The sequence below is a fragment of the Thermopirellula anaerolimosa genome, assembly GCF_054657335.1.
Map to the genome: position 1 here is coordinate 2,362,979 of NZ_BAAHYX010000006.1, position 23,429 is coordinate 2,386,407.

Consider the following 23,429-nt stretch of genomic DNA (forward strand, 5'->3'; position numbering starts at 1 on the left):
GAGGCGAATATCTACCTTCACCGCCTGCCGATCCCTCGGAGCATGACCTTGCCCGGCGAGGGATAGAGCGCTGATAGTGCGCGCTCACGAGGCGACGGCCCGATAAACCGGGCGACATAGAAAACATATAGCCCTTACAAACCCCCGCTCATCCGCCCTTTAAGGCCGAAAACAAAACCGAGATACTCGAGCCGCCGAAGTCGCGGAGGATTGTTGAGGGGTTTCTAAAGGTTGTGTAGTTTCCACGCGACATCGAGTATTGCGACTCCTGCCCGGTATGGAACGCTTGCCGTATTCGCTCTTTATATCCGATTGCTCGACTACTCGGCTATAAGGGGAGGCCGTAGGGCGGCGCCGAACTCTTCGCCTGAGCGGCGACACGCGGCGGCGCAACGCCTGACCATGAAAAAGGTGCTACGGTTTCGCCTCGTTGCCGCTAGCGCGAGGCGTCGCTCTTTCCTTCCATCGGCCTGTCAAAGGGTCGGGGATGTGTTCGTTTGGGATTTCAAACGGGAGGGTGTCGACGGGAGGGACTTTCAGGTCAACAGGCGCAGTAGCTCCCCATTCCCGTCGCGTTTCTATCGTTCCTTTACAAGTTTGCGAGACCGTGCCATCGGCATGGAGCGTAAGCCGAATCTCGTAATTCATCACGCACGAATCGGTGCGCTCGTACGCCGGTATGTTGGACTCGGGGACAGGCGCGAAATGCATCTTGTAGGGTAATATCTCGATGTCCCACTTACCGACAATTACGTTGCCTTCGATCCGCCCGGTGAATGTTCCTTTATGAGGCAGCGGGTCACACGTGATTCCTCGGCCGTACTTGGGAGGCTCCACAAGCTGGTCCATCGTGCCGCTGACCTTCTCTCGGCGAACGACATAGGTCGCCTTGAGTTTGGGGTTGTAATCGTTAATCGGCCCGCTCAACCACGTTTCGACGTCGATGATCCGATCGCCCGCTCGAGCCTGCGGGTCGGGCGGACTCGGCCGGTCAGCCGGCGACGTCAAGCGGTAGGTCAACGTGCCGACCGCCCCCGGTTGTCCGCCGACGACCAACTTGTACTTGCCCGGCGGAAGCACGGCGTTGGGGTCGTCTTTCAGTTCCGACATATAGCGCCGCTGCGTGATGGAATAGACCGTGGTCGCGGTAAGCCGGTCGCTCGTGCGGCCCGTTTTCGGGTCGGCCCAGCGATAACGGAATCGACCGGCCGAGTAGCCTTCGGGAACCGTGAACTCGCCTGGCGACAGCGCGGCCTGCTTGCCCGCCGCCCGTTCCGTCGAATACTCGACCGAAGCCGTCACCGTGTGCATGGTGCCGGAGTCGGCAGGCCGCTTCGACTGGGCTTCCGCGCCCCGGGCAATCTCCGACGGCGTGAGCACCGCGGCGAAGACCACCATCACCGCGAACACCCTGGACGCAGAGCGACTTTGGCTCGACATTTTACTACTCCTTAATTGGATTCTATTTTCTATCGTTCCATTCCTTCGACGCAGTTCATCTATAGCGGACTAAGGAAGTCTAGCTGATACCGGTCGCTCACCCGGGGATATTGCCGATTATTTGGAAAGAATCGCTTCATTTCGCCCAGGCCGCCGCCGCTCCTTCCGTCACAACCGTCGTTTTCGCTTCAATCGACCGCAGTTGTTTGTCCCACGGAATCCGCGACGGGCGGCTTCTTCGTGGACGGTTGCGGAACCGTCGCTCGCCGGGAATGGAAGAGCGTCGCAAAGGTCGGAGAGGACTTTGCGGGATTGTGCCGGAATGCGTGAAGCCAGGGCGCCCCGGCATTCGGCCGCGCGTGCTATTGCGGCATGCCGTTTTCGCCGGCGCGAGACTGCGACTTGAGCCACTCGTCCCACTGCTGCACGCCCATCGGCCCCAGGCGCTCGCGGATGGTGCGGATGGAGAAATCCAACATCCGCTGCATCAAGGGATCGCGGACGTGATCGCGGATCGGCCAAAGGAGGTTGAGGGCCTCGGAGGCTTGGCGGTAGCGGTTTTTGAGCGTCAGCACGCCTACTCGGCCGGCCAGCCCGAAGGCCTTTTGCTCGATCTCGCTGTCGTCGGAGGCGGCCAAGTCGTCGAATACCGCCAGGGCGTCGTCGAGACGGTCTTCGCGGAGGTAGATCTGCGCCAGTCGCATCTTGGCCTGGGAGGTCCAGAAGGACTTCTCGGGAAAGTACTCGATGACGGCCCGCCAGGCCTTCTCCGTGCCGACCTGATTGGCGTAGAGGAGTTGCCCCAACACGGTTTCCTGCCGCGGCACATCGAGGGAGGAGGATTGGACCTGGGCCAAGAGGGGCGATTCGTGGGTCCGCCAGTAGCCCGCCAGCAACCCCGCCGCCAAGGCCGCCGCCCAGATCGGCGACCAAATCAGCAGAAAGCGTCGCCGCCGCCGCGACGTCTGACGCATCGCTTGATCCAGTTCTCCCAGGGCCTTCGTCGAGGCGACGGTCGCGTACTCGGCGGTCTCGAGTTCGGGCAGGGTGCCGGGCCAATCGTCCGCCACGTGCTCGGCGTAGATACGCCGCAACTGCGAGAGTACCGCTTTGGGAGAAGCGAATCGCTGTTCGGGCGTCTTGCCCATCATTTGGTGCACGGTGCGGCACAACACCGGCGGCAGGTCGGGGCGATGATTCTCCAGCGGGTCGGGGTTCTTCTTGAGGTGCTGCACCGCCACCGCCAGCGGTGAATCGCCCCGAAACGGCGGTTCGCCCGCCAGCATGTGATAGCAGGTCACGCCCAGCGAATAGATGTCGCTCCGCGCATCGAGGGGCCGGCCCTCGATCTGTTCGGGGCTCATGTAGAGCGGCGTGCCCATCGTCATTCCCACCCGCGTCAACTCGACGCCTTCCTCGCCGGTTCGAAGGCGTGCTAGGCCGAAGTCCGCCACCTTGACCTCCAAGGCGTGCGTGATAAGGATGTTCTCCGGCTTGATGTCGCGGTGGACGATGCCGTGCTCCTCGGCCTTGGCCAGCGCCGCGGCGGCCTGACGCATGATGATCAGGGCGGTGCGGAGGTCCGGCGGACCGTACTTTTGCAGCCACTGCCGCAGGTTCAGCCCCGGCACGTATTCCACCGCGATGTAGTGCAGGTCGTCCCGATTGCCGACCTCGAAAATCTGGACGATGTTGGGGTGCACCAAGCGGGCCACGGCCTGGGCCTCGCGCCGGAATCGCCGCACGTAGGTGGGATCGCGCGCCAATTCCGGCCGCAGTATCTTCAGCGCCACCTGCCGCTTGAGCGACAGCTGCTCGGCCTGATAGACCTCGGCCATGGCGCCTGCCCCGATGCGGCGCAGGATGTCGAAGTCCCCGATTCGCCGCCCGGCCAGATCGGGCATGCCGCCGAATTCGCCGACGTCACCGTCTTTCGCCATGAACCCACCGCTTGCTGAACGCGACCGCCCACCGTTACCCATCGACCGGTCGACCCCGAGAATCGCGGCGCCGGTCCGGGCCGCACGCCCAATTGTAAGTCTAGTCGCGAATCGGTGGGAAAGCCACCGCCGACGCCCCGGCGTTACACGTGCAACTCCACGATGTCCTTATCTTGCAGCACGTAATCGCCCTTGACGACGGTGCCGTCGTGCACGGCGGTGCCCCACACTCGGGCGAATTTCAGGTTCTGGGCCAACTCCTTGTGGACCTCCTCGGCCATGTCCAAGACCGTGCTCCCGCGGCGGAACGTGAAGGGCCGTTCCAAATCCGGTTGCTTGGCCGTCGGCAGCTTGGAATATACCCGGACCACATCCAGACTGTGGTAGATCGCATCCCGCAAGGCCTCCAAACCGATCCCTTTTTCGGCCGATATGGAATACTCCGGGAAATCGAGCGGCACCAACTCGTGCAATAGTTCCAAGCGAATCGGGGCATCCTCCAAGTCCATCTTGTTGGGGACCAAGAACGCCCGAGTATACGACAGGCCCACGTCGTCCTCGTCCAGATAAGATTGGGCGCTGAGACGCGTCTTGGTCTTGCTCAGCTTTTCCAGCACGGCCTGACAGTCCTCGATCCCCTCGTCGCTCCCCAGGTCCACCAGCAGCAAGGCCAGATCGGCACTGCGGATCAGCCCGTGCATGTAGGGTTCGAAATAGTCGGCGGTGACGGGCGGGGTGTCGATGAGTTGCACGAAGACGTCTTCCCAAGGCATCATGCCGGGGATGGGAGTTTTGGTGGTAAAGGGGTAGGGGGCGACCTCGGGCGTGGCCCGGGTCAACGCCCGCAGCAACGCACTCTTGCCCGCGTTCGGCCCCCCCAGCAAAATCGCCGTACCCGCCCCTTGTCGCGGAATGCGAATGCCGCGAGCCTTGCGCCCCGTGCTCCGCTCGCTTTGAAGCTGCTTCTTGACCTCGCTGATCTTCCGCTTCAGTTCGGCCTGGAGCTTGTCGGTCCCCTTATGCTTGGGGATCTCCTGAAGCATGATCTGGAGCCATTTCAGCTCCTCTTCCGGCGTACCGGCGCGTCGGTATTCCTCCTCCGCTTTCAGGTACTGGGGCGTGAGATTGGCCGGCATGGTCTTCGGTGAAACGATCTCCAAATCAGTGAACGGCGGGTAAGGCAGGGCGAACAGTCCCTTAGAACCCCAGTTTACCGCCCGCCGCGGGGCGCAACCAGCCCGCGCTCAACCCGCCTCCGCGACTCCTCCTGACCTATCCAGTTTCGCCCTCTTAACTCGCTCTCCCGCCAAAAAGTTTACAACGCAAACGGCTCCAACTCGCCCGGAGAGCCTCTCCGCCACGACCCGCTAAAGTCGCCTGTGTCACGGTCGTCCCGCGGAGGTGCCGGATGCCCGACGTGTCCCCAGGGACCGTCGAGCGCGGCACTCGACTCGGCGGGACACAACGACGTCGCAGGGGGATGATTCACAAGCCCGATTTGAACCGCGGCGGTGGGCCGGTACGCAGCCGGGCCGATGCCTTGGTCCGGCGTCCCGAGGTTTGTTACGCGGGGGCGGCCTATAACGTACAAACAAGCGTGACAATTGAGCGACCGGCAGCTAGAATTCGACTTACTGTAGCTAATCGCCTATGCGTTAGGCCGGACACTTGCGGCATGCAGCTAATGCCGGAAAACTTCTTGCAACCAGGTTCAACAATGGAGGCAAACGACATGACCAAACAGCTCACATGGCGTAAAGCCATCGAGAAAGTCCTCAGCGAAGCGTCCGGCGCGATGCATTACAGGGATATCACGCAGAGAATCATCGAGGCAACCTCTGCACGCCACACGTCTGATAAGTAACCTCTGCACAACCACCGTCCGGCAGTAGTATTCAGCCATAATTGGGAACTAAGATAGAGGCGCATCGACATTAGGACGGAGATCATGGCGAGGAGGGACGATTCATCGCAGCGGGCGGCGGCGACGGGCGTTTCGACGTGATGCGGAAACGCCGCGGCGGCAGGGGGGCCTTCGGATGATGCGCATGGTCGCGGTTTCGGCGGAGTATTCAAGAACCTCCGGTATGCGTTGGGGGCGGCGAGCGCCGTGAATAGATACCTTCACCGTCATGCGATTCTGCGGACTATAACCCTGGCCGGCACGGGATAGAGCGCTGACAGTGCGCGCTCACGCGGCGACGAACCGACACACCAGGGAACATGGGAAGCATATATATCCTATACATTTCACTTGTCCATGGATTGACGTGGAGAATAAAATCGAAATACCGGAGCCGCCGAAGTTGCGGACGTTGTTCGGTGGTTCTAAATGTGAATGGTCTAATGAGGCTGTAATACGCGATCAAGTATTTTCAAGAGGAGGAAAACTCAAGTGACGTCCTTCGATCCATCCAAGTTCACGGTGCCGGAGGCAAAGCCATTGCCTGTAATCCTGTTGCTTGACGTCAGCGGCAGCATGAGTGGCGAGAAAATTCGAAATCTCAACGAGGCCGTCCAAGACATGCTGGAAACATTTCGTGACCAGGAAAGCGGCGAGATCGAAATCCATGTCGCCATCATTACGTTTGGCGCGGAGGTGAGGCTGCATCAGAAGCTTTCCCGGGCCGGCGATGTTAGGTGGCAAGACTTGACCGCGCGAGGCATGACACCGCTGGGTGCGGCACTGAGAATGGCGAAGGCGATGATTGAGGACAAAGGGGTCATTCCTTCTCGCGCATACAGGCCGACCGTGGTCTTGGTCTCGGACGGCCAACCAAATGATGACTGGGAAAAACCACTGGTCGATTTCGTCAGTCATGGGCGATCCTCCAAATGTGACCGCATGGCGATGGCCATCGGCGCGGACGCAGATGAAGGTGTGTTGGGCAAGTTTATCGAAGGTACGACATATCCGCTGTTCTATGCTGAGAACGCGAAGCAGCTTCGAGACTTCTTTAGATTCGTCACTATGTCGGTCACTAGCCGAACAAGATCACAGACGCCCAACGTCACGCCTGATCTGAGCGTCATGGATGTTAAGCCGGCCACCATTGAGTCCCGGACGGAGAGGCCGCGAAGCTCCACGAAAAGCCATTCCGATGGTACCGAAAAGAACGAGGAAGCATGCAACGAGGGGTATTGGTGATGTTTGACCCAAGCAAATTCACGGCACCGAAAGCGAAGCCGCTACCGGTTTTGCTGCTGCTGGACGTCAGTGACTCGATGAACGCGGTCATTGACCCCGAGAATGTCCGCCGTACTGGAAGAACATGTGTGGCTGATGGCCGGACATGGGAACTGGTCGAAGGCGGAACAGCAAGGATCCAGGTCTTAAACGACGCCGTCCGCCGAATGATCGGATCATTCGCTGCGGAGGAGCGGATGGAAACGGAATTTTCGGTTTCGGTCATTACCTTCGGGGACCAGGCCGTTTCGCATCTTATAGCGGGAGCTGCGTCGTCGGTGAACTGGACCGACATGGAAGCAGCCGGCAGCACGGCGATGGGGGCGGCATTTTTATTGGCGAAACGCCTGATTGAGGATAAAGATGTCATTCCCTCACGTGCTTATCGCCCAACGGTGGTGTTGGTTTCGGACGGACAACCGACGGACAACTGGGAGGGACCTTTGGAGGCACTGATCACCGAGGGACGATCGTCGAAGTGCTTTTTCATGGCCATGGGAATCGGCGAGGATCCCGGAATGCAGGTTCTCGAGCGATTCATTTCCAGGACGCCCGTGTTAGCGGAAGTCAACGGCGAGTCGGTTCGTAATACCGTATTCCACGCGAAGGATGCGGATAAGATTCACGAGTTTTTCCGAAAGGTCACGATGTCGGTAACCATGCGGAGCAAGTCAGTAAACCCTAACTCGGTGCCCACATCCCGTTCTGAAAATGAAGAGGAAGGAGGATATTGGTGATGACTCAGGCGATCGGAGACCCCGAAGAACTTGAGCGATTCGCGCTCTCTTTGCAGCAGTTCATAGATTCGCTAAACGACGCCGTGGCACACCTTAACGGGGCGTTCGCCTCGCTTGGCGACACTTGGCGGGATGAGAAGCGGATGCAGTTCGAGGAAGAGTACAACTCGCTTGTCCAACAATTGCATCAGTTCAACGCGAGCGCGGCGGAACAGGTTCCGTACTTAATCGCGCTTGCATCGCGTTTGCGCGATTATCTGCAAAGCTAGGACCCGGAGTTGCCATGGCACAAGTTTCCGTGGGGCGAGTCGAGAACTTGGAGGATCTGACGCGTGGGTTGCTATCGGTGCGCGAGGCACTGGAGCCCGCCTGCCGAGAACAGACTGCGGCGGCGGAGAGAAATTATCAAGAAGCTCACGAAGAGGCGCAGAACAGCGATCGTCTGTTGGAACGCGCCATCGAACAGGAGCAACAAGCACAACAGGCGTTCCAGGACGCCAATCAGGATCTAGAAAGCTGCCTGAATGCCTTGAGTGATGCGTACTCCGCGCTGGCGCGTTGCGAGGCTCAGGGAAAGGATGAGGAAGGATATCCTCCTAATTGTTCCAGGGAAGAATCGGATGTCGCAGAGGCGGTGACGGCCGTCGCGGAAGCAGAAGCCAAACTGCAGCAAGCGCAAGAAGCCGTTGAAACCGCGCAAGAGAATCGTCAAGCGATGGAGCGTCGAGTCGAATACGCGAGACAAGCTCGGTTGCTGGCGGAGCGGGTCCTCGAGCAAGCCCGCGCGGAATGCACACTGAGGCTACATGCCGTATCCCAATCGATCGACTTGGCGAAGGCGAGGCTCAATACCGCGCAACAGGCACTAAACACCTATCTCGCGGCCAGCCCGCCTGCAGCGAAGTTTTTCGATTGGCTTAAGTGGAATCCAACGAAACACGGCGGAGCCGTCACGCCGGATACCCTCCGAGACCGGATGAACCTCTCCCACGAGCAACAGCTTTTGCTTCACGAGTACCTCTATGAACGAAATGCTGCATATCGCGGACTGGTTGACAAGTATCGTGGCGAGTGGGCGGCGGCGAGAGGCGACGTCGAACGTAACATCGTGGCACGAAAAATACGAATACACCTGAGTGGCGAGTTTGCCGAACAAATGGCACGCCATGCGCTCGCACCATTGGGCGGAAAGACTGAGACGCAGGGACGCACATATGTTAAAGATGACGGACGCTACACCAAGACCGATCTGTTGGTGACCGATTTACGGGTGCCCGTCATCTTGGGCCGAGGCGCAAAAAAGGGCGTTCCTATCGGCGGTTCAATGGCGTTCGAAGTGAAGTGCGGCAAGGCGGATTACCTCCGCTCCCAGAAGGATCATATGATATTTCAGGCAGAAGGGCACAAAAAGGCTGATGCGCACTGCACTCTTGTCTCGCGTGACATCCGAGATTTGCCGCAGGAGAAGGAAAAGGAATTGCGGGACAGGCTGCGGGAAGCCGGTTCCCCGCTTTTAGGAATGTTGCCAAGGAAGAATGAAATTGACCGGACGTGCATTAGCTTCGTCTGCCGGGAAGTCGAGGAGAAGCGATGAAGATTCGCCTAGCAATCGTCACTCCTGATCTGCTCCCACACATCCGAGGGGAGGTTGAAATCCTGCGGAATTCCGTCGATGCAGGTGACATGGACGCGGTGGATGCGGCTACAGCCAGACTCTTGTCTTTGACCGCGGAATGCCCCGCGATTGAAATGTCCCAGGAAGAATGGCGGCATTTTGCGGCGAGCATCAAGAGCAAGAAGCCCCACTTCGAAGCCCGCTATTTATTGCCGAGTGAGGTTTTTACAGCTATTCTGCCAACCATCACCGCCAACGACACCGTCCTTGAACTTCCAATCGACGGAGAAGCTGACAATGGAATTCTCGCTCTTTGACGATGTCCGTGGAATCGCCGTGCAGTGTGCCGAAGAATTTTGCAGCGGGGTGCGGGATGCGTTTGGGGCATCTATGATACGTGATATACTCGATCCGATCCTTAAGGAAATCGACGCGCTCCGCACGTTCAACGAGGAGTTCCAGCGTCACTCGGTCAGCATCGCTACTTTACTCGAAGAAGCGAGAAGCATTCGGGTTACATGACGTAAATAGACGATATGACTGGAATACTCGAATTTTATCGAGAAGCGATTGCCAAAATACGGCATGCCGTGGAGGCTTATCGTCAAGGTCTTGCACGCATCGACCGTGAATACGCCGCCGCCTCCGATCGCATAGCTCGGTCCGTTGCAAGCTTGCATGAAGATTCCGCACGACACGGTACCGCCTCGGTCGGTGCGCAACGGGAAGAAGCACGTCTGCGCCGGCAGTTGCGCACGGTCGAACAGGAAATCGCAAAGACCGACGACGACATCAAAACAGCGCTTCAAGGGATCGCCGCGGTCGAATCGAACATCCGAGCCCTTGGTGACGAGAAGTGCGATCTTGAACAGCAAATCAGCAACCGTTGCCTCGTGGTCAAGCTCTACCATTTCTTTTTTGAGGAGAGTGACGATGCGCGAAAACAGTGTCAGGAGCTGCAAAGGAAATTGGATTCCGAAGTAACTCGCAAATCTGCGCTGGAAGAGGCAAGGCGAAGATTTGAGTTACAGCGGCAGCAATCGGACGCAAAGAAAGCAGCACTCGAGGAGGAATTGAACGACATCCGTAGCAAACTCACCAGGTATAAAGTCGCGAGAGGCCGGACCGCAGAACAGGAGACACGTTTCAATGCCGAGAACCAGAAGGCGGCGGCCAATCGGAGAAGCCGAAAAGAGAACTGGCTGTCGAGTTGTGCCAATCAATGGAAGATCCTCGCCGCGGAAATCAATCAGGCTGCGGCAAGACTTCGGCGGTGGCAGCCTGCTTTGGTGGAGCTTGGCCCGAACCACCTTCCGGCGGCTTCAGATACGCCCGATGGTCTTTTTCTCGGTTCGCAGAAAATTACCTTCGAAGATTTCACCTGCGTCGTCCCCTACCCGATCCCGTTTCCCTGTCCCCGAGCCCTTGTTTTACCCGAAAACAACGAGGACCGGAAGCGTTGGGCGCATCACCTCTTACTTCGATTGTTGTCGTCTGTGCCGCCGGGAGAGATGGAAGTCACAATCGTTGATCCTTTAGCCCTGGGACATTCAGTGAAACCATTCCTCCCGCTTCTGAAAGTGGAACAAGTGGTACCGCACCAGCGCGTGCTGACTCGCTCGGACGAAATCGAGACTGCGCTCGACAGGCTGACGAACGAGGTCGAATATCTGATACAACGCGGATTCAGCAACAGGATCTCCAACTGGTCGGAATACAATGCAAGCCATGCCGACACTCCGCTACGCTACAAGGTATTATTGCTCTTCGATGTTCCGGAGCAACTTACGGATAAGAGCCTGTGGTATCTTGAACGGCTTTGTGAAAACGGGCCGCGTTGCGGTGTCTTGCCCATCATCGCCGTCGACGAAAAACGTATGCAAGATAGACGATATGACAAGTGCCGCGCAGCAATCGAATCCTCGGCCGTGCGGATTGACTCTCTTGTAGGTAACAGCGACGTGAGCTGCGACGGGCTGGTCATTGAGTACCAACCGGAGCAGTGGCCTCCCCAGGAGGCATTGGATCAGTTCTTGTCGACATTCGCCCACCGTTGTGCTGGGAAGGCACGCTTCAGCAAAACACTGGCTGACCTGTGGTCGGGCTACTCCAAAGGCGCAACAACAATCAACGGATTTGATATTCTAATCGGGTGGACCCCATCCGGTGAATCCGTATCACTTACATTAGGGGCCACTACTTCCCAACATCACGCTTTGCTTGCCGGGAAAACGGGATCGGGAAAGTCCAACTTGTTGCACGTGATGATCCATTCGCTTTGCGAAGCGTACGCACCTACCGAGGTTGATCTTTACTTACTGGACTACAAGGAATCAACGGAGTTTACGGTGTATGCGAATCCGCCTTTACCGCATGCGCGGTTAATCGCGACGGAAAGCGACCCCGAATTCGGGGTAACCGTCTTGCAGCATCTTGTCGCCGAACTGGAACAGCGGGCTCGTATTTTCAAGGAAGCAGGCGTACGCGATTTTGTAGAATACCGCAAAGCGACCAGCCAACAGTTGCGGCGAATCCTGCTTGTCATTGACGAATTCCAAATGCTCTTTTTAGATACGAGCCAGGTCGCCGAGGCTTCAGAGCAGCTCATGGCGAGACTCTTGAAACAGGGGCGTTCCTTCGGTATCCATGTCCTTTTGGCGACCCAGACGTTGAACGGCATCAAAGCCTTTTCGGTCGGCGAATTAATCTCGCAATTGGGGTGCCGCATCGCACTTGCCTGCAGTCAGGAAGACTCTGCGAGGATTCTCGCCGGTAATAACTGGGCTGCGGCCGATCTGAAAAGTCCGCCCGAGGGCATTATCAACAATGCCAACGGCGCGAATTCCGCAAATATCAAATTTCTCATCCCGCTCGCGGACAGCGAGTTTTGCCGCCGGCACATCGCCAAACTGTCGGAGCGTGCGGCAAAGCGGGGATTCGAAGTCAAGGCACGCGTTTTCAACGGAGCGATGCTACCGCGAAGGCCGGGCATGAAGATTTTTCAACAGCATTGTCGCCAGCGGAACTCACTTCTCTTGGGTGAAAAACTTACCTTCTTCAGCGACCTACAGGATGTCCCGCTTATCACGCGACCCGCATTCAATGTGCTCTTTAGCGGTTACAGCGATTGCATCCACGACGGACTGCTTTCGTCGGTTCTCACTAGCCTGGCCGTTTTAGCCGATTTTGACCAAATCCTGTACTTCAACGGGCGCGGAATTGTACCGGGGGGGGACTTTAGTCGTGCCTCATCAGTGTGCGGGCCGAGATTCCAATCGTATACTGACATCGAAGCATTTCCGTTGCAGGTTATTGCGGACAATATCGGCAAACAGCGCGTTGCTGTCATTATCGACGGGCTGGACGCAGAGAAGGCTTTGCATCCGGCCCAGAGATTCGGTGTATCGAGACCCTGCGAACCGATTCCTCCAGCGGAATTACTTAAACAGATCGCCGAGGAAGGGCCGCGAAAAGGAACGTTCGTTTTCGTGTTTATCGACAACTGGCGCCGTTGTGCAGGTCCGTGCAAAGATCTAATCAATCTGTTTGAGTTGCGAATCGGATTTTGCATGAGCGAGGATGATGCGGCGGCACTCGTCAGCGGCGGGATCGGCAAGTTCAGAGGGATCGAAAAACCGAACCGGGCGGTGTTCGTCAATCGCATGACAAACGAGATTCATTGGTTCCGCCCGTATGTCGCAAGATCGGAGGATGCAACATGCTGATCCAGTTGGTTTGGGACAGGTCCGGCAGTATGGCAGAATGCGGAAAGCAGTTGATCGCGCGTGGGATTGCGCGAGCAATTGAGCAATACGTTCGGTTGGGATACGTGAGTGCCGATTTACGGTTGATCGCCTGGGGCAACGACGCCCGAGTCATCAATTGGCAACCGGATCAAGAGTTTCCTGAGGAACTGCTGCTGTCGGAAGGTTCGTCGAGCATGCAGGCTTTAGTCTCTCTTCTTGGGACGAATCCCGATGGCAGGGTCTTGATTATTACAGATGGATTTTGGTCACCGATGGACCGGAAAGTGCTGAAACGGTGGAAGGAGGGCCTCCGGCCAGACACCGTTCGCTTCATAAAGGTTGGTGCTGACGCCAATCCGCATATGACGGGGAGGAATGTTTTCTCGGCAGAGGACGTATTCGCCGTCCTGGATGGTTGGCTGGAGGAGGGCACGGAGTGATTGCGTGGCGAAGCTTCGGCGCGAGTGTGATCGGGCCAGGGCATATCGCATCCAGACTGCCGAATCAGGATGCGTGGATTGCATTTCATGATGTACGGGCCGACGGCATTGCGGTCTCAGACGGTCTTGGCTCGAAGCCGTTTTCCGATTTAGGCAGTTGTGCCGCCTGTCGTGCGGTCGCTCTTGCCGTCCGTGCCGCGAGCCGTGCGTCGTACGCAGACACAGACAAGGCCAAGCTCATAGATTGTATCGTAAACAAATGGATAGCACTCCTGTCGCCGCTTCCTCCTCAGGATTGCGCCGCCACCTGCCTGTTTGGGGTTCGCATACGAGATTCGATTCTGGTGGGAATGCTAGGCGATGGCCTTGCCGCGGCCATCAAGACGGATGGCTCTATCGAGTTGCTGACGGACAAGAAGGAACACGGGTTTTCCAACCTAACAGCCGCTCTTTCGCCGAAAACAACGGCGGTTGTCTGGCAATGGTTAGAGTGTGGGGCCGAAGAGTGCCATGCGATCGTACTCTGTACGGATGGCGTCGCTGATGATTTGGACGACTGCACCGGCTTTGTCAAAGAGTTTTTTGCGGCGCACCGAAACCTCGCATCAGTATCGGCATCTCGTCGGACCCGCAAGATGTTAGAAAGATGGCCTACACCCAAGCATAGTGACGACAAGACTATCGCCTGCCTCTGCCGTGAGGAGGCGTCATATGAATAGGCGTGACAACGATTCACAAGAAAAGCCATTGGTCGACGAATACGGCAACATCCACTATCGCGCTGAAGAACTCGCCCGAGGGGGCCAAGGAGCAGTTTTTCGAACCAGAGATGCGGATCTGGCGATCAAGCAGCCGCTCGATGCTACCGGCTGGCCGGATGCAAACGCCAAATTGCGCGACCGATTTCGCAATGTCCGCCTACTGCCCATTCCAGCCCGCATTCCGATTTCCCTTCCGCTAACTATGCTACGCGATCAGCCCGGGTATGTGATGCGTCTCCTGAACGGGATGAAACCGTTTTCTGTTTTCGACCTGGCCGGCAAAGCACGACAGGAACTGGAAAAGCAGGAGCTTCCCAAATGGCTTGCGAAGATTCCAGACAGGGAGATGGCACTTCGACTTTTTCATTACGCCCAAACCGGTTCCACTCGGCGCCGGCTGTTCGCTCTGGCGAGATGCGCTTCCATTCTAGCCAGGCTTCATGCCGCAGGAATCGTCTATGGTGACGTTTCACCGAACAATGCATTTATCGAAGCGGCGTCTTCACTCGCAGTCTGGCTGATTGATGCAGACAATCTGCGATTTGAGTTGCCGAGTGGCGGTGCCACGGTCTACACGCCAGGCTATGGCGCGCCCGAGATTGTTCAAGAGCAGGATCAAGCCCGTCCCCGCACGGACTGCTGGGCATTCGCGGTGATGGCATTTAAGATGCTCGCGCTCTGTCACCCCTTTATCGGAAAAAGGGTCTTGGAAGCTGATGAAGAGGAGGGTGGTTGGGATGCAGACCCGACGAGCGCCGATTCACCCAAGGATTCGAATGAACAGGCATACGCCGGCTATTTTCCTTTCATCGATGATGTGGACGACGATTCGAATCGTTTCAGTGGTGGGCTACCCCGCGATTTAGTGGCAACACCGGAACTTCAGATTCTTTTTCAGGAAACGTTTGGTGCAGGAAGGACGCAACCGCATCGACGCCCCGCAATGATATTCTGGGCCCTGGAATGCGCTAGGGCATTCGATCTTTCACTGGATTGCCGTGAATGCAAAATGAGTTACTTCGCTAATGACAACATGAATTGCCCCTATTGTAGTGCGCCGCGTCCGGCATACATCCGCGCAAGAACCCCGCGTTGGGAGGCCCTAATTCCGATTGATATCACGGAGTTTGCGCTCCCGCACCGTATGTTCCACCCGTTTTCGTTCGAGCATAACGACGACCCGGAATGCGAGGCGGTTCCCGATTTCGTGGCAAAGACCGTGGTCCCCGTCCGGGGAACGAAACCTTTTCCTGACAACTTGGCATTCGAGTTCGTCGAGGCGGAACAATGAACTTTCAGGACATACCCGCCGACATCCTGACCATCCGTGTTAAGCGGACTGACGGTTCGGCGGAAGCGTTAACCGAGCAACCGGTCCTTTCCGTTGGCGTCTGTCATAATCGCCCCGACGAAATTGAGATCCGGCTGAAGGACTCCATCGCCTTTGTCCGTCCAGTCGCTAATGCTGATGTCCGGCGCCTTAATTCTGAACTCGCCCCCGGCCATGCTTTTCTTTCGCAACTCGCCAATCCGGGTGCCGATGGGAGCATTGAACTTCAGATAGCCATTTTCACCGGCGAATGTCTGGAGATGGGGCAAATCGAAATAGGGATCGATGAATACCTGGAAAACGCTGTAGCACGAATTGACTCGCTCAAAGGACGTCCATCGAAAGACCGCATTAGCTATCTTCTCGACCAGCGTTGCTGCTTCCGCCAGGGTGACCGCGAGTATTTTTTCCTGTTTGCCGGCTCTGCGCTTGCCGGTACATTACCTGACCAGCCAATAACAGACGAAGACGACATCGGGGGCACGAAGGCGCGAGAAGATCAGGATGAGATGGATTTAGCGGACAAGCCGCACAATAATCTCGGCTCCGAAACGCCGTTGCTCAAACCTCAACCGACGGCAACGAATTCGTTCTGTCTCGTGGGCGACGGAATTCGTTTTGTCGTTACCGAGTGCCCGTTACCCGATGGCAAGTCTATATTCACGGTTACCCGTTTTACTAAGGCAAAGAAACAGCAAGACCGCGCTATTCGCCTGGCGAGAGGGAGGCTTGGATTCGTTGACTGGACTAAGACGGGAGAGGTGCAAGTTCTCGCCAAGGCGCAGTTGAGCGCGCTTATCAAGAACGAAGGCAGTTATCTAAAGAAGTGGGATGAGTTCGGCAACCTTGAAGGTGAATTGCTGCTAAAGCACGCTCGGGAAGTCGGATGTCTCAAGTATTGCGACCTGAAGCAGAACCGGGACGGAACGGTTTCAGTACGGATCGTGCAAGCCTCACAGTCCGCATGGCAAGCACTGAGGGCGGGTCGAGTGCCCGAAGTCGAGGTCGTTGATCAACTCCCGGACTACTTAAAAAATCAAGGCCTGACGTTCGGAGAGTTCGTCAGCGGCGTTGAAACGGAAGAGATGGAATCACACGGTGATCGCCGGCTGTCAAGCCGGTATTTCACGGTATCGGAGTTCGATAGCGATTCGAAGACGCTAACTCTTGCAACCGAGAAATTGCCGAGCGAATCCGGAACGCTCATTCTTTCACTTGTCGGTGAGATCATTCAAATCAAACGCCGCATGAAGGCGCGACGCTTGATTCTTGAAGGCCGCTCAGCCAACCCCCAGCTTGGCCTTTTGATTGAAGAGAACGGCAAGCTCGTACCGACCCGTCAATCGACACGGGTGCGACCGCTGACGGCTTTTGTTCGCGAAAAAGTCTTCCGCTCTTCTCCCACGCTCATGCAGGAAAAGGCAATCGAAGTTGCCCTCAATACGCCGGATATGGCGGTTATTCAAGGTCCACCTGGAACCGGAAAAACCACAGTAATAGCTGCGATCCTGGAACGCCTGAACGAGATGTCAGACAAACGCGGCGCGAGCGCCAAGGGCCGGGTGCTGCTCACTGGTTTCCAGCACGATGCAGTTGAAAACATGATCGATCGTCTCTCGATCAACAGCACTCCCGTTCCGAAATTCGGAAAACGATCCGGTAGTGATGACGATGATTATGGCCTCTTTGAAAGAAGGCTTGAAGAATGGTGTTCTACGATTGCCGCACGATTACGGGAACGGAATCCTCAGATTACCGAAATCGAGCAGGAAACGGAAATCAGGAATCTATGTTTGCAGTACACACAGGTGCCAACGCGTGCGCTAGCGAAACATCTCGCCGACACAATCGCTTCACTCGGTGTTGCCATCCTTGGTGAAACTCTAGCACGACGGGCGGCAGAACTCGCAATGAGCCTTTCCTGCGAAGAGCACCTTAACGAAAACATCAATCAGCTGGCCCATGCCGTCCGCAGTCTACGGGTTCGACCCGAAAGTTTTGCCGACGACGGACCGGAACGGGCGGCGGATGCTTTGGATTATTTGGGAGATCTCCTCGAGGAAGACGAGCGTGACTTGCTGAGCAAGGCAAGTCTGTGGCACGATGATGATAATCGATTGCCGTTTTTAGATGAATTAGCCCGACTTAAGAAAAAACTACTCGTGCGCCTTTCCACTCCTCCGATCTTCCGCGTGGAAAAGCACAATGATCAAGTCATTTCCATGGCGGAGCTTGCTCTCAGACGGCTTCGGGAAGAAGGTCACTCGACCAAGGACGCAAAGTCCGCCGCATTGGCCGAGTTTCTGGGCGAACTCGAAAACAACCCGTATGGGATGATTGATGCTGTATCTGACTACAGTTTCGCATTCGCAGCGACCTGCCAGCAAAGCGTCAACCGGATCATGCAAATACAGAAAGGAGCCATCGGGGACGACCAAGACACAAGGCTCGAGTACGAGTATGTGATTGTTGACGAGGCTGCGCGTGTGTCGCCGCGAGACCTCATGATTCCGCTGGCGCAAGGTAAGCGCATCATCTTGGTTGGGGATCACCGACAATTGCCCCACCTTATTGACGACGAGATAGCACGCCATATGGAGGAGGGCGAGACGGGAGAGGAAGAATCGCACTGGCTGAAAAAGTCGATGTTCCAGTATCTGTTTTCCGAGCGTCTTAAGGCACTCGAAGAAGCCGACGGCATCTGTCGCCGCGTCACGTTGGACAAGCAATACCGGATGCATCCGCTTCTCGGCGACTTTGTAAGTCGCAACTTCTATGAGCGATTCGATGTCGCGGAAAAGTTTGAGTCCGGACGGCCGGCAAGCGATTTTGCTCATAACCTGCCAGGCACGGATCGCAAGTGCGCTATTTGGCTCGACGTGGCAGCGGACAAGGGCCTACAGCAACGAAGCGGCACGAGTTGGACTCGTCCCGTCGAGGCAGTCGCCATTATTCGCCAATTAAAGAAGTGGCTGGAATCCGCGGCAGGCAGGGATCTTTCTTTCGGTGTGATCTCGTTTTACAAGGCACAGGCCGAGCTCATCAAGAGGCAACTCGACATCGTTAACGACGACAAGAAACTCCGCATCGGCACGGTGGATTCGTTTCAGGGAATGGAATTTGATGTCGTGTTCCTGTCAATAGTCCGAACACTGCCGCGCAACTGGAAGCCGCGAAGCGACGATAAAACGAAACAGGCAAGGGGTCTATTTGGCCACCTGTGTCTCTACAACCGCCTCAATGTGTCGATGAGTCGTCAAAAAAAGCTGTTGGTAGTGGCAGGTGACTCCCGGCTAGTGCAAAATGACCTGGCCAAGGAGTTCATTCCGGGTCTTGTTGATTTCCTGGATATCTGCCGTAGCCAAGGGAGGATTGTGCAATGCCAATAAACCTACTGGATTATGGCATTCCGAATCCCTTCGGTGAGACGATCGGTAGGCCGAGATATCTCGCATGGCCGGTCAACGTCTATCGGGTTACCTTGCCAAAAGCAATGGAGGATAGTGAGGGAGGGAATCCGTTCGAGAGAGTTGTCCTGAAACTCCTCAGTGCTGTTGGTCGCATGGATGCACGCGAACTAGCTGACGAAACCTGTATCCCATTTGATCTGGTCAAGTACGTACTGCTACGCTTGCGAGACAAAGGTTTCATTGACGACCATAACGCCGTCTCCAAGCAAAAAGGGGGCGGCTTCCATAACCACGAGGCAAGAGAGTCAGTGTTCGTTACAGCAATCCTCTTTCGCGAGCTCGCCACCGGAAGAATCCTTCCCTTTCTGCACGTTGTGAATGACGGCAATCCATTGCGGAAGCGCAACGACGATAGATTCGTCACGATTGTCAGTTCAAATGATGTACACAGCCGAACGATTCCTGTACCGCGTGATGTCATCACCGCTCTGCGAGCAATGAAACGGAGGGCGGCCTCATTGGGCAGGAATGACGCAATGCCTGCTGTCCGGCAAATCACCATCCTTCCTCAGCCCGACCGATACTACCTCTTCTGCCCCATAGCCATCCAGAAAAGTGACGGCGAATTTCGAATTGCCGATCCATTCGGTTACGGATTCTCTCTCGTTCTCGAGAGTGCATTTCTGGAATTGCTTGAACAGAATGCTCAGCTGAACGCGTGGTTGCAGGAGTGGAAGGAAGCGTTGAGCAATCCCCGATCGCAGCAATTGCCCTTAAAAGAGGAGCCGAAGGAGCCGTTCGAGAACGAGGCCAATTGCCGGCGATATCCGGAACTTATTGCCAATCTGCGTCTATCGCGGAGAGCGTCGTTCCGCTCTATCTCACAAATTCATGCATCCATTGAGTGGGCGTTATTCTATGTCAGCTCCGCCCGGCCGTTTGAGGAGGCCATAGCTCAACTCACATTCACCAAGCAACAAGAACACCCCAGATTGCTCGACGACGCGGCACGACGCGTGGGTCTGAAATCGCCCAAGTACGGCTTTCGGCCAATTCCGGAGGGCAAACTCAGAGTCTTCCGAGAGGGGCAGGCAGAGTTGGGAACCGTCGTCGCAATCGCTCTTCTCCAGGCGGTAAAGGACGGCTCGCACCCTCTAAGACGCGTTGCATTAACCTACACGGACTTCATCGATCGACTCTTCGAGATCAAGAGGAGACGCGACGAGAAAGAACACGGCACGGGGCGTGCGGACGTGCCGGAGACGGAATTGCCTGACGACCGGCTAATGCGCGAGTGTATCCAGTTGCTGCTCCCGGATATTCGTTTCGCCGACCGGCCCGTCCCGGGCCCCAACAAGGATACTCGGGGTGACTTGCTTCTGGATGCCCGAGCCGGTATTCAAAGTGAATTTGGCTTCAAGCTATTCAATCGACTCGGCCCGAACCTACAGGAACGTCTGGTACACGCAGAGACATTCTGGCTAACCTGTAGGGACGGTGATGACGCCCTTGTATTGGTGTGTGATCTTTATGCGGCTGTTCAAAGTTCGCTCGAGAATAAAATACTCGGAGCGTTGCCTCCGGCCATCGAAGACTTCGAACTTATCGAACGGGCTGAGGAAAAGGCAGTGCAAGCCGGACTCTGCAAGGCGTTACCGGCATGCCTGCGTACGGTTAAGCGCTTGGCTATTCGCCGGACTTTGCAAGGTAACGCACAGACGCTCGGGTCCTGCGCGATCGCTTTTCTCCTTGTGTCAGACTCGGACACACTGGACGTGATCGCCGCTTTTCAGCCGCCCTTCCTTGACGACATCGCGAATATCATTTCCAAACGGGGCCACGCCAATGAGCCCCTCCCATTGACAAAAGCTGACATCAAAGCACTTCGCAAATCGGCTTACCGAACGATCAAGACGCTATTTGAGGTGACATAATGGGTTGGTTTGGCAAATCGGAAGCAGAGTTGAACACAATCGCCGCCCAATTGGAAAAGCGCAGAATCGAATTGGATAACCGCGCGAGTGATATCCAAGCCAAAGAAGCTAACCTGGCCCATGAGCGCGAATTGTTCAACATGCAAAAGGAGGAATTTGAGGCGGAGCGCTCACGCCACGCCAGTGAGTTGAGACGTAACGCTGAGGCGATTGCAGCTGAAAAGAAAGACCTGGAAAAGCGCCGCTCCGAGCTCACCCTGCTGGAAGCAAAAGCTAAGGCAGGTTTTGCCGATGCCCAACGTCAGGCATTCAAAGAGGTGATCGAAAAACGCCAAGCTGATCTTGACGCACGACAAAGAGACTTGGACGCGCTTGCCAACGATATCGCTGAGAGGCTGGCGTCCCTCCACGAGAAGGAAAGTGAGCTCGCCAGGCGCGAGCTGGACGTGACGCAGCGCGAGCAGAAAGCCGATGCCGGGTTCGCCGACAAAGTAAAGGCACTGGCGGACGAGACAGCCAGGCAACGTCAGGCGAATCAGGCGGAGGCGAAACGACTGGAACAACTCGTGTCCCAACTCGCTGCTGAACGCGAAGCTTTCGAGGAGGAAGTCGCGGCGCTGCGCCAACGCGAGAGAGAAGTCAAATTGGCCGAACAAAAGCGAGATAACGGGTTTGCCGAGGAACGAACTGTTTTGGACGATGAACTACGCGATAAGCGTGCCAAGATGGAAACAGCAATCGCAATAGCCCGTGAGGAGAAACTCGCTGCGTTGGAAGAGGAAATAGCCAAACTCAAAACCGCACGATTGGCGGCGATTTCAAACGCTGAGGCTTTCGAGCGAAATCGCATACGCGGCGAAATCGCCAAGGAACGAGAGGAATGGACCAAACAGCAGGAATCCGCTCGCAAGCAATTGGAAGCCGAACGGGCCGAACTCGAAAAGAGAAAGGGGATGCTTTCTGCTCAGCAAGCCGAATTCGAGGGCCGCATGACGGAACTTGAAGCAAATGAGCGCATACTCGAACGGAAGGCGCAACGCCTGGAACAGCGATGGGAAGAGAAACACAACGACTTACAAGATCTGATCGCATCTCAGCTCGCAGAGGAACGTCGCTCCCTTGATTCGGAAAGAGAAACACTCAGGGCGGAGAATGATCGCTTAAGAGACAGCCTCCGCGTCCAAGTGGAGCTCTTAGGCGCATTTGACCAGCTCAAGCGGCAGCTCGGTGGAAAAGACCCGGTTGATATCGTCCGTCAGTTAAACTCCAAAACGGATGAACTCACCCGCCTGCGAGAAGAACTGGCCACTCGCCCGACGGAAGAGATGCGGGAGAAATACCAAAGGCTGGAGACCAAAACTCGACGTCTTGAGGCTCGGTGCGAAGAACTCAGCAAGCAAATCGAGGCCAACGCAACTGCGGTTGCAGCAGCCAAAGAACTCCGCCGAAGGAACAGTGAACTGGAGGCGGACAACAAGATGTTGGCTCAAAAGGCCGAAAGGTTCGAATTGGCCGCAAACGAAGCCCAGGCTGAACTTCACCGTCTTCGTGCTGCATATGAGCGACCTGCCGAAGTTTCCGCCCGTTACAAGGAAATTGAGCTGCCTAGAATCCCCGCGGACGCAATCAGTCGGCCAATTTTCGATGACAATATCGATGAGCTGACGTGGCTCGACAACATCCGGAGCGCATGCGACAACTACGGCCTGCGTTTTCACCCTCGGATTCTGAAGGCATTCCACACCGCGCTGAAAACGGCTGAATGGTCACCGCTCACCATCCTCGCGGGGGTCTCTGGTACGGGAAAATCCGAACTGCCTCGTCTGTACTCCCACTTCGGGGGAATTGTTTTCGAACCGCTTTCCGTCCAACCGAACTGGGATTCGCAAGAATCGATGCTCGGCTTCTTCAATTCGATTGATAATAAGTTTGACGCGCAACCGGTTCTCAGGTTTCTTGCGCAAAGCCAGAAGCAGTGGATCGAACGAAGGGGCGACAAAGAAGGCTATCCCGGCCTTCAGGACGCGGTGTGCCTAATTCTACTCGATGAGATGAACTTGGCGCACCCGGAACTCTATTTCGCGGATTTCCTTAGCAAACTTGAACTTCGCCGAGGAATGAAAGGGACGGATGTGCCGTACTTGTCGGTGAAAATCGGTGCCGGCCTCCCTCCTTATCAATTACCCCTTGGCCGCAACGTTCTGTGGACCGGTACGATGAATCAGGATGAAACGACCAAATCCCTCTCGGATAAAGTGCTTGACCGCTCCATCATCGTCTTCTTTCCACGACCGACGAAACTAAAACGACGGCTTGAACTTACACCACTGGATGAGAAAAACCGAGGAGCTCTCTTACACAAGAGAGTCTGGCAATCATGGTTGGCGAAAGGAACTTCCTTCTCTCCCGAAGATGTGAAGCCGTTCATGTCCTTTATGGAGGAGCTAAACAAAGCACTGGGAGTTGTCGGGCGGGCTCTTGGCCACCGGGTCTGGCAATCCATTGAATACTATATGGCCAACTATCCCGACGTCCGTGCCGCACAGAAGACAAAGGACAAGGACGAGTTAGCCGGTGCGCTTCATACAGCGTATGAAGACCAACTCGTTCAAAAGGTTATGCCCAAACTGCGCGGTATTGATACCCGCGGAACGAGCCGAACCGACTGCCTCGACAAAATACTGGCCCTGATCAATACGGGTATTGGAGGTAATCCGTTCAATCTCGCTGAAGATTTTCGTCTCGCGTGCGAACTCGGTTACGGCCAGTTTATCTGGCAGTCGGCGAACTACCTCAAGGATGAGCAGGGCCGGGACACGGTTGGAGATGCGACTGAAGAGGCGGTGGCAGACAGCCAGCGATCCCACAAGGTCAACAGGTAAGGCGAAC

16 protein-coding genes are annotated in these 23,429 nt (G+C 56.2%); 13 read left to right on the forward strand and 3 right to left on the reverse strand.

Annotation, left to right across the window (positions count from 1 at the left end):
* Positions 1-414 precede the first annotated feature (414 nt).
* From ACYQ6J_RS14540 to ACYQ6J_RS14550, 3 genes are all read right to left on the reverse strand, one after another.
* On the reverse strand, positions 415-1,440 hold the full coding sequence (locus ACYQ6J_RS14540) for a hypothetical protein (protein WP_460184909.1): 1,026 nt from the start codon (positions 1,438-1,440) through the stop codon (positions 415-417).
* Positions 1,441-1,802: 362 nt separating this feature from the next.
* Positions 1,803-3,380 carry a serine/threonine-protein kinase gene (locus ACYQ6J_RS14545; RefSeq protein ID WP_460184910.1) on the reverse strand — a complete coding sequence of 526 codons (1,578 nt, stop codon included), beginning with the start codon at positions 3,378-3,380 and terminating at the stop codon, positions 1,803-1,805.
* A gap of 143 nt (positions 3,381-3,523) precedes the next feature.
* Positions 3,524-4,516, reverse strand: a complete 993-nt coding sequence (locus tag ACYQ6J_RS14550; RefSeq protein ID WP_460184911.1) for a GTPase — start codon at positions 4,514-4,516, stop codon at positions 3,524-3,526.
* Between the two features lie 1,259 nt (positions 4,517-5,775).
* On the opposite strand from ACYQ6J_RS14550, the gene ACYQ6J_RS14555 reads away from it, so the two are divergent.
* Genes ACYQ6J_RS14555 through ACYQ6J_RS14615 form a run of 13 tightly spaced genes read left to right on the forward strand, consistent with a single transcriptional unit; the run spans position 5,776 to position 23,422 of the window.
* Positions 5,776-6,528, forward strand: coding sequence for a vWA domain-containing protein (locus ACYQ6J_RS14555; protein WP_460184912.1), 753 nt, complete (start codon positions 5,776-5,778; stop codon positions 6,526-6,528).
* Complete coding sequence (locus ACYQ6J_RS14560; RefSeq protein WP_460184913.1) at positions 6,507-7,304, forward strand: vWA domain-containing protein; 798 nt, start codon at positions 6,507-6,509, stop codon at positions 7,302-7,304. Before ACYQ6J_RS14555 ends, ACYQ6J_RS14560 begins: the two co-directional genes overlap by 22 nt.
* Positions 7,304-7,573, forward strand: a complete 270-nt coding sequence (locus tag ACYQ6J_RS14565) for a WXG100 family type VII secretion target (protein ID WP_460184914.1) — start codon at positions 7,304-7,306, stop codon at positions 7,571-7,573. Before ACYQ6J_RS14560 ends, ACYQ6J_RS14565 begins: the two co-directional genes overlap by 1 nt.
* 14 nt (positions 7,574-7,587) lie before the next feature.
* Entirely contained in the window at positions 7,588-8,898 is a 1,311-nt protein-coding gene (locus tag ACYQ6J_RS14570) for a hypothetical protein (protein ID WP_460184915.1), read from the forward strand.
* Entirely contained in the window at positions 8,895-9,236 is a 342-nt protein-coding gene (locus ACYQ6J_RS14575) for a hypothetical protein (RefSeq protein ID WP_460184916.1), read from the forward strand. The genes ACYQ6J_RS14570 and ACYQ6J_RS14575 overlap by 4 nt, the downstream gene beginning before the upstream one ends.
* Entirely contained in the window at positions 9,217-9,441 is a 225-nt protein-coding gene (locus tag ACYQ6J_RS14580; RefSeq protein WP_460184917.1) for a hypothetical protein, read from the forward strand. The genes ACYQ6J_RS14575 and ACYQ6J_RS14580 overlap by 20 nt, the downstream gene beginning before the upstream one ends.
* A gap of 14 nt (positions 9,442-9,455) precedes the next feature.
* Positions 9,456-12,644, forward strand: coding sequence for an FtsK/SpoIIIE domain-containing protein (locus tag ACYQ6J_RS14585; RefSeq protein WP_460184918.1), 3,189 nt, complete (start codon positions 9,456-9,458; stop codon positions 12,642-12,644).
* Entirely contained in the window at positions 12,638-13,105 is a 468-nt protein-coding gene (locus tag ACYQ6J_RS14590; RefSeq protein WP_460184919.1) for a hypothetical protein, read from the forward strand. Before ACYQ6J_RS14585 ends, ACYQ6J_RS14590 begins: the two co-directional genes overlap by 7 nt.
* Complete coding sequence (locus tag ACYQ6J_RS14595; protein ID WP_460184920.1) at positions 13,102-13,824, forward strand: PP2C family serine/threonine-protein phosphatase; 723 nt, start codon at positions 13,102-13,104, stop codon at positions 13,822-13,824. The genes ACYQ6J_RS14590 and ACYQ6J_RS14595 overlap by 4 nt, the downstream gene beginning before the upstream one ends.
* The gene (locus ACYQ6J_RS14600) at positions 13,817-15,157 is read left to right on the forward strand and encodes a protein kinase domain-containing protein (RefSeq protein WP_460184921.1); all 1,341 of its coding nucleotides are present in this window, start codon (positions 13,817-13,819) and stop codon (positions 15,155-15,157) included. The genes ACYQ6J_RS14595 and ACYQ6J_RS14600 overlap by 8 nt, the downstream gene beginning before the upstream one ends.
* Positions 15,154-18,585 (forward strand): DEAD/DEAH box helicase, encoded by a 3,432-nt coding sequence (locus ACYQ6J_RS14605; RefSeq protein ID WP_460184922.1) that lies wholly within the window; start codon positions 15,154-15,156, stop codon positions 18,583-18,585. The genes ACYQ6J_RS14600 and ACYQ6J_RS14605 overlap by 4 nt, the downstream gene beginning before the upstream one ends.
* A complete protein-coding gene (locus tag ACYQ6J_RS14610; RefSeq protein ID WP_460184923.1) occupies positions 18,576-20,540 on the forward strand; it encodes a hypothetical protein in 1,965 nt (654 codons plus the stop codon). The genes ACYQ6J_RS14605 and ACYQ6J_RS14610 overlap by 10 nt, the downstream gene beginning before the upstream one ends.
* Positions 20,540-23,422 carry a hypothetical protein gene (locus tag ACYQ6J_RS14615; protein WP_460184924.1) on the forward strand — a complete coding sequence of 961 codons (2,883 nt, stop codon included), beginning with the start codon at positions 20,540-20,542 and terminating at the stop codon, positions 23,420-23,422. The genes ACYQ6J_RS14610 and ACYQ6J_RS14615 overlap by 1 nt, the downstream gene beginning before the upstream one ends.
* The last annotated feature ends 7 nt before the right edge of the window (positions 23,423-23,429 follow it).

Bases quoted from the DNA above. Each gene is read 5' to 3' on its own strand.
- ACYQ6J_RS14540 (WP_460184909.1), bottom strand. From the start codon at position 1,440: ATGTCGAGCCAAAGTCGCTCTGCGTCCAGGGTGTTCGCGGTGATGGTG.
- ACYQ6J_RS14545 (WP_460184910.1), bottom strand. From the start codon at position 3,380: ATGGCGAAAGACGGTGACGTCGGCGAATTCGGCGGCATGCCCGATCTG.
- ACYQ6J_RS14550 (WP_460184911.1), bottom strand. From the start codon at position 4,516: ATGCCGGCCAATCTCACGCCCCAGTACCTGAAAGCGGAGGAGGAATAC.
- ACYQ6J_RS14560 (WP_460184913.1), top strand. From the start codon at position 6,507: ATGCAACGAGGGGTATTGGTGATGTTTGACCCAAGCAAATTCACGGCA.
- ACYQ6J_RS14565 (WP_460184914.1), top strand. From the start codon at position 7,304: ATGACTCAGGCGATCGGAGACCCCGAAGAACTTGAGCGATTCGCGCTC.
- ACYQ6J_RS14570 (WP_460184915.1), top strand. From the start codon at position 7,588: ATGGCACAAGTTTCCGTGGGGCGAGTCGAGAACTTGGAGGATCTGACG.
- ACYQ6J_RS14575 (WP_460184916.1), top strand. From the start codon at position 8,895: ATGAAGATTCGCCTAGCAATCGTCACTCCTGATCTGCTCCCACACATC.
- ACYQ6J_RS14580 (WP_460184917.1), top strand. From the start codon at position 9,217: ATGGAATTCTCGCTCTTTGACGATGTCCGTGGAATCGCCGTGCAGTGT.
- ACYQ6J_RS14585 (WP_460184918.1), top strand. From the start codon at position 9,456: ATGACTGGAATACTCGAATTTTATCGAGAAGCGATTGCCAAAATACGG.
- ACYQ6J_RS14590 (WP_460184919.1), top strand. From the start codon at position 12,638: ATGCTGATCCAGTTGGTTTGGGACAGGTCCGGCAGTATGGCAGAATGC.
- ACYQ6J_RS14600 (WP_460184921.1), top strand. From the start codon at position 13,817: ATGAATAGGCGTGACAACGATTCACAAGAAAAGCCATTGGTCGACGAA.
- ACYQ6J_RS14605 (WP_460184922.1), top strand. From the start codon at position 15,154: ATGAACTTTCAGGACATACCCGCCGACATCCTGACCATCCGTGTTAAG.
- ACYQ6J_RS14610 (WP_460184923.1), top strand. From the start codon at position 18,576: ATGCCAATAAACCTACTGGATTATGGCATTCCGAATCCCTTCGGTGAG.
- ACYQ6J_RS14615 (WP_460184924.1), top strand. From the start codon at position 20,540: ATGGGTTGGTTTGGCAAATCGGAAGCAGAGTTGAACACAATCGCCGCC.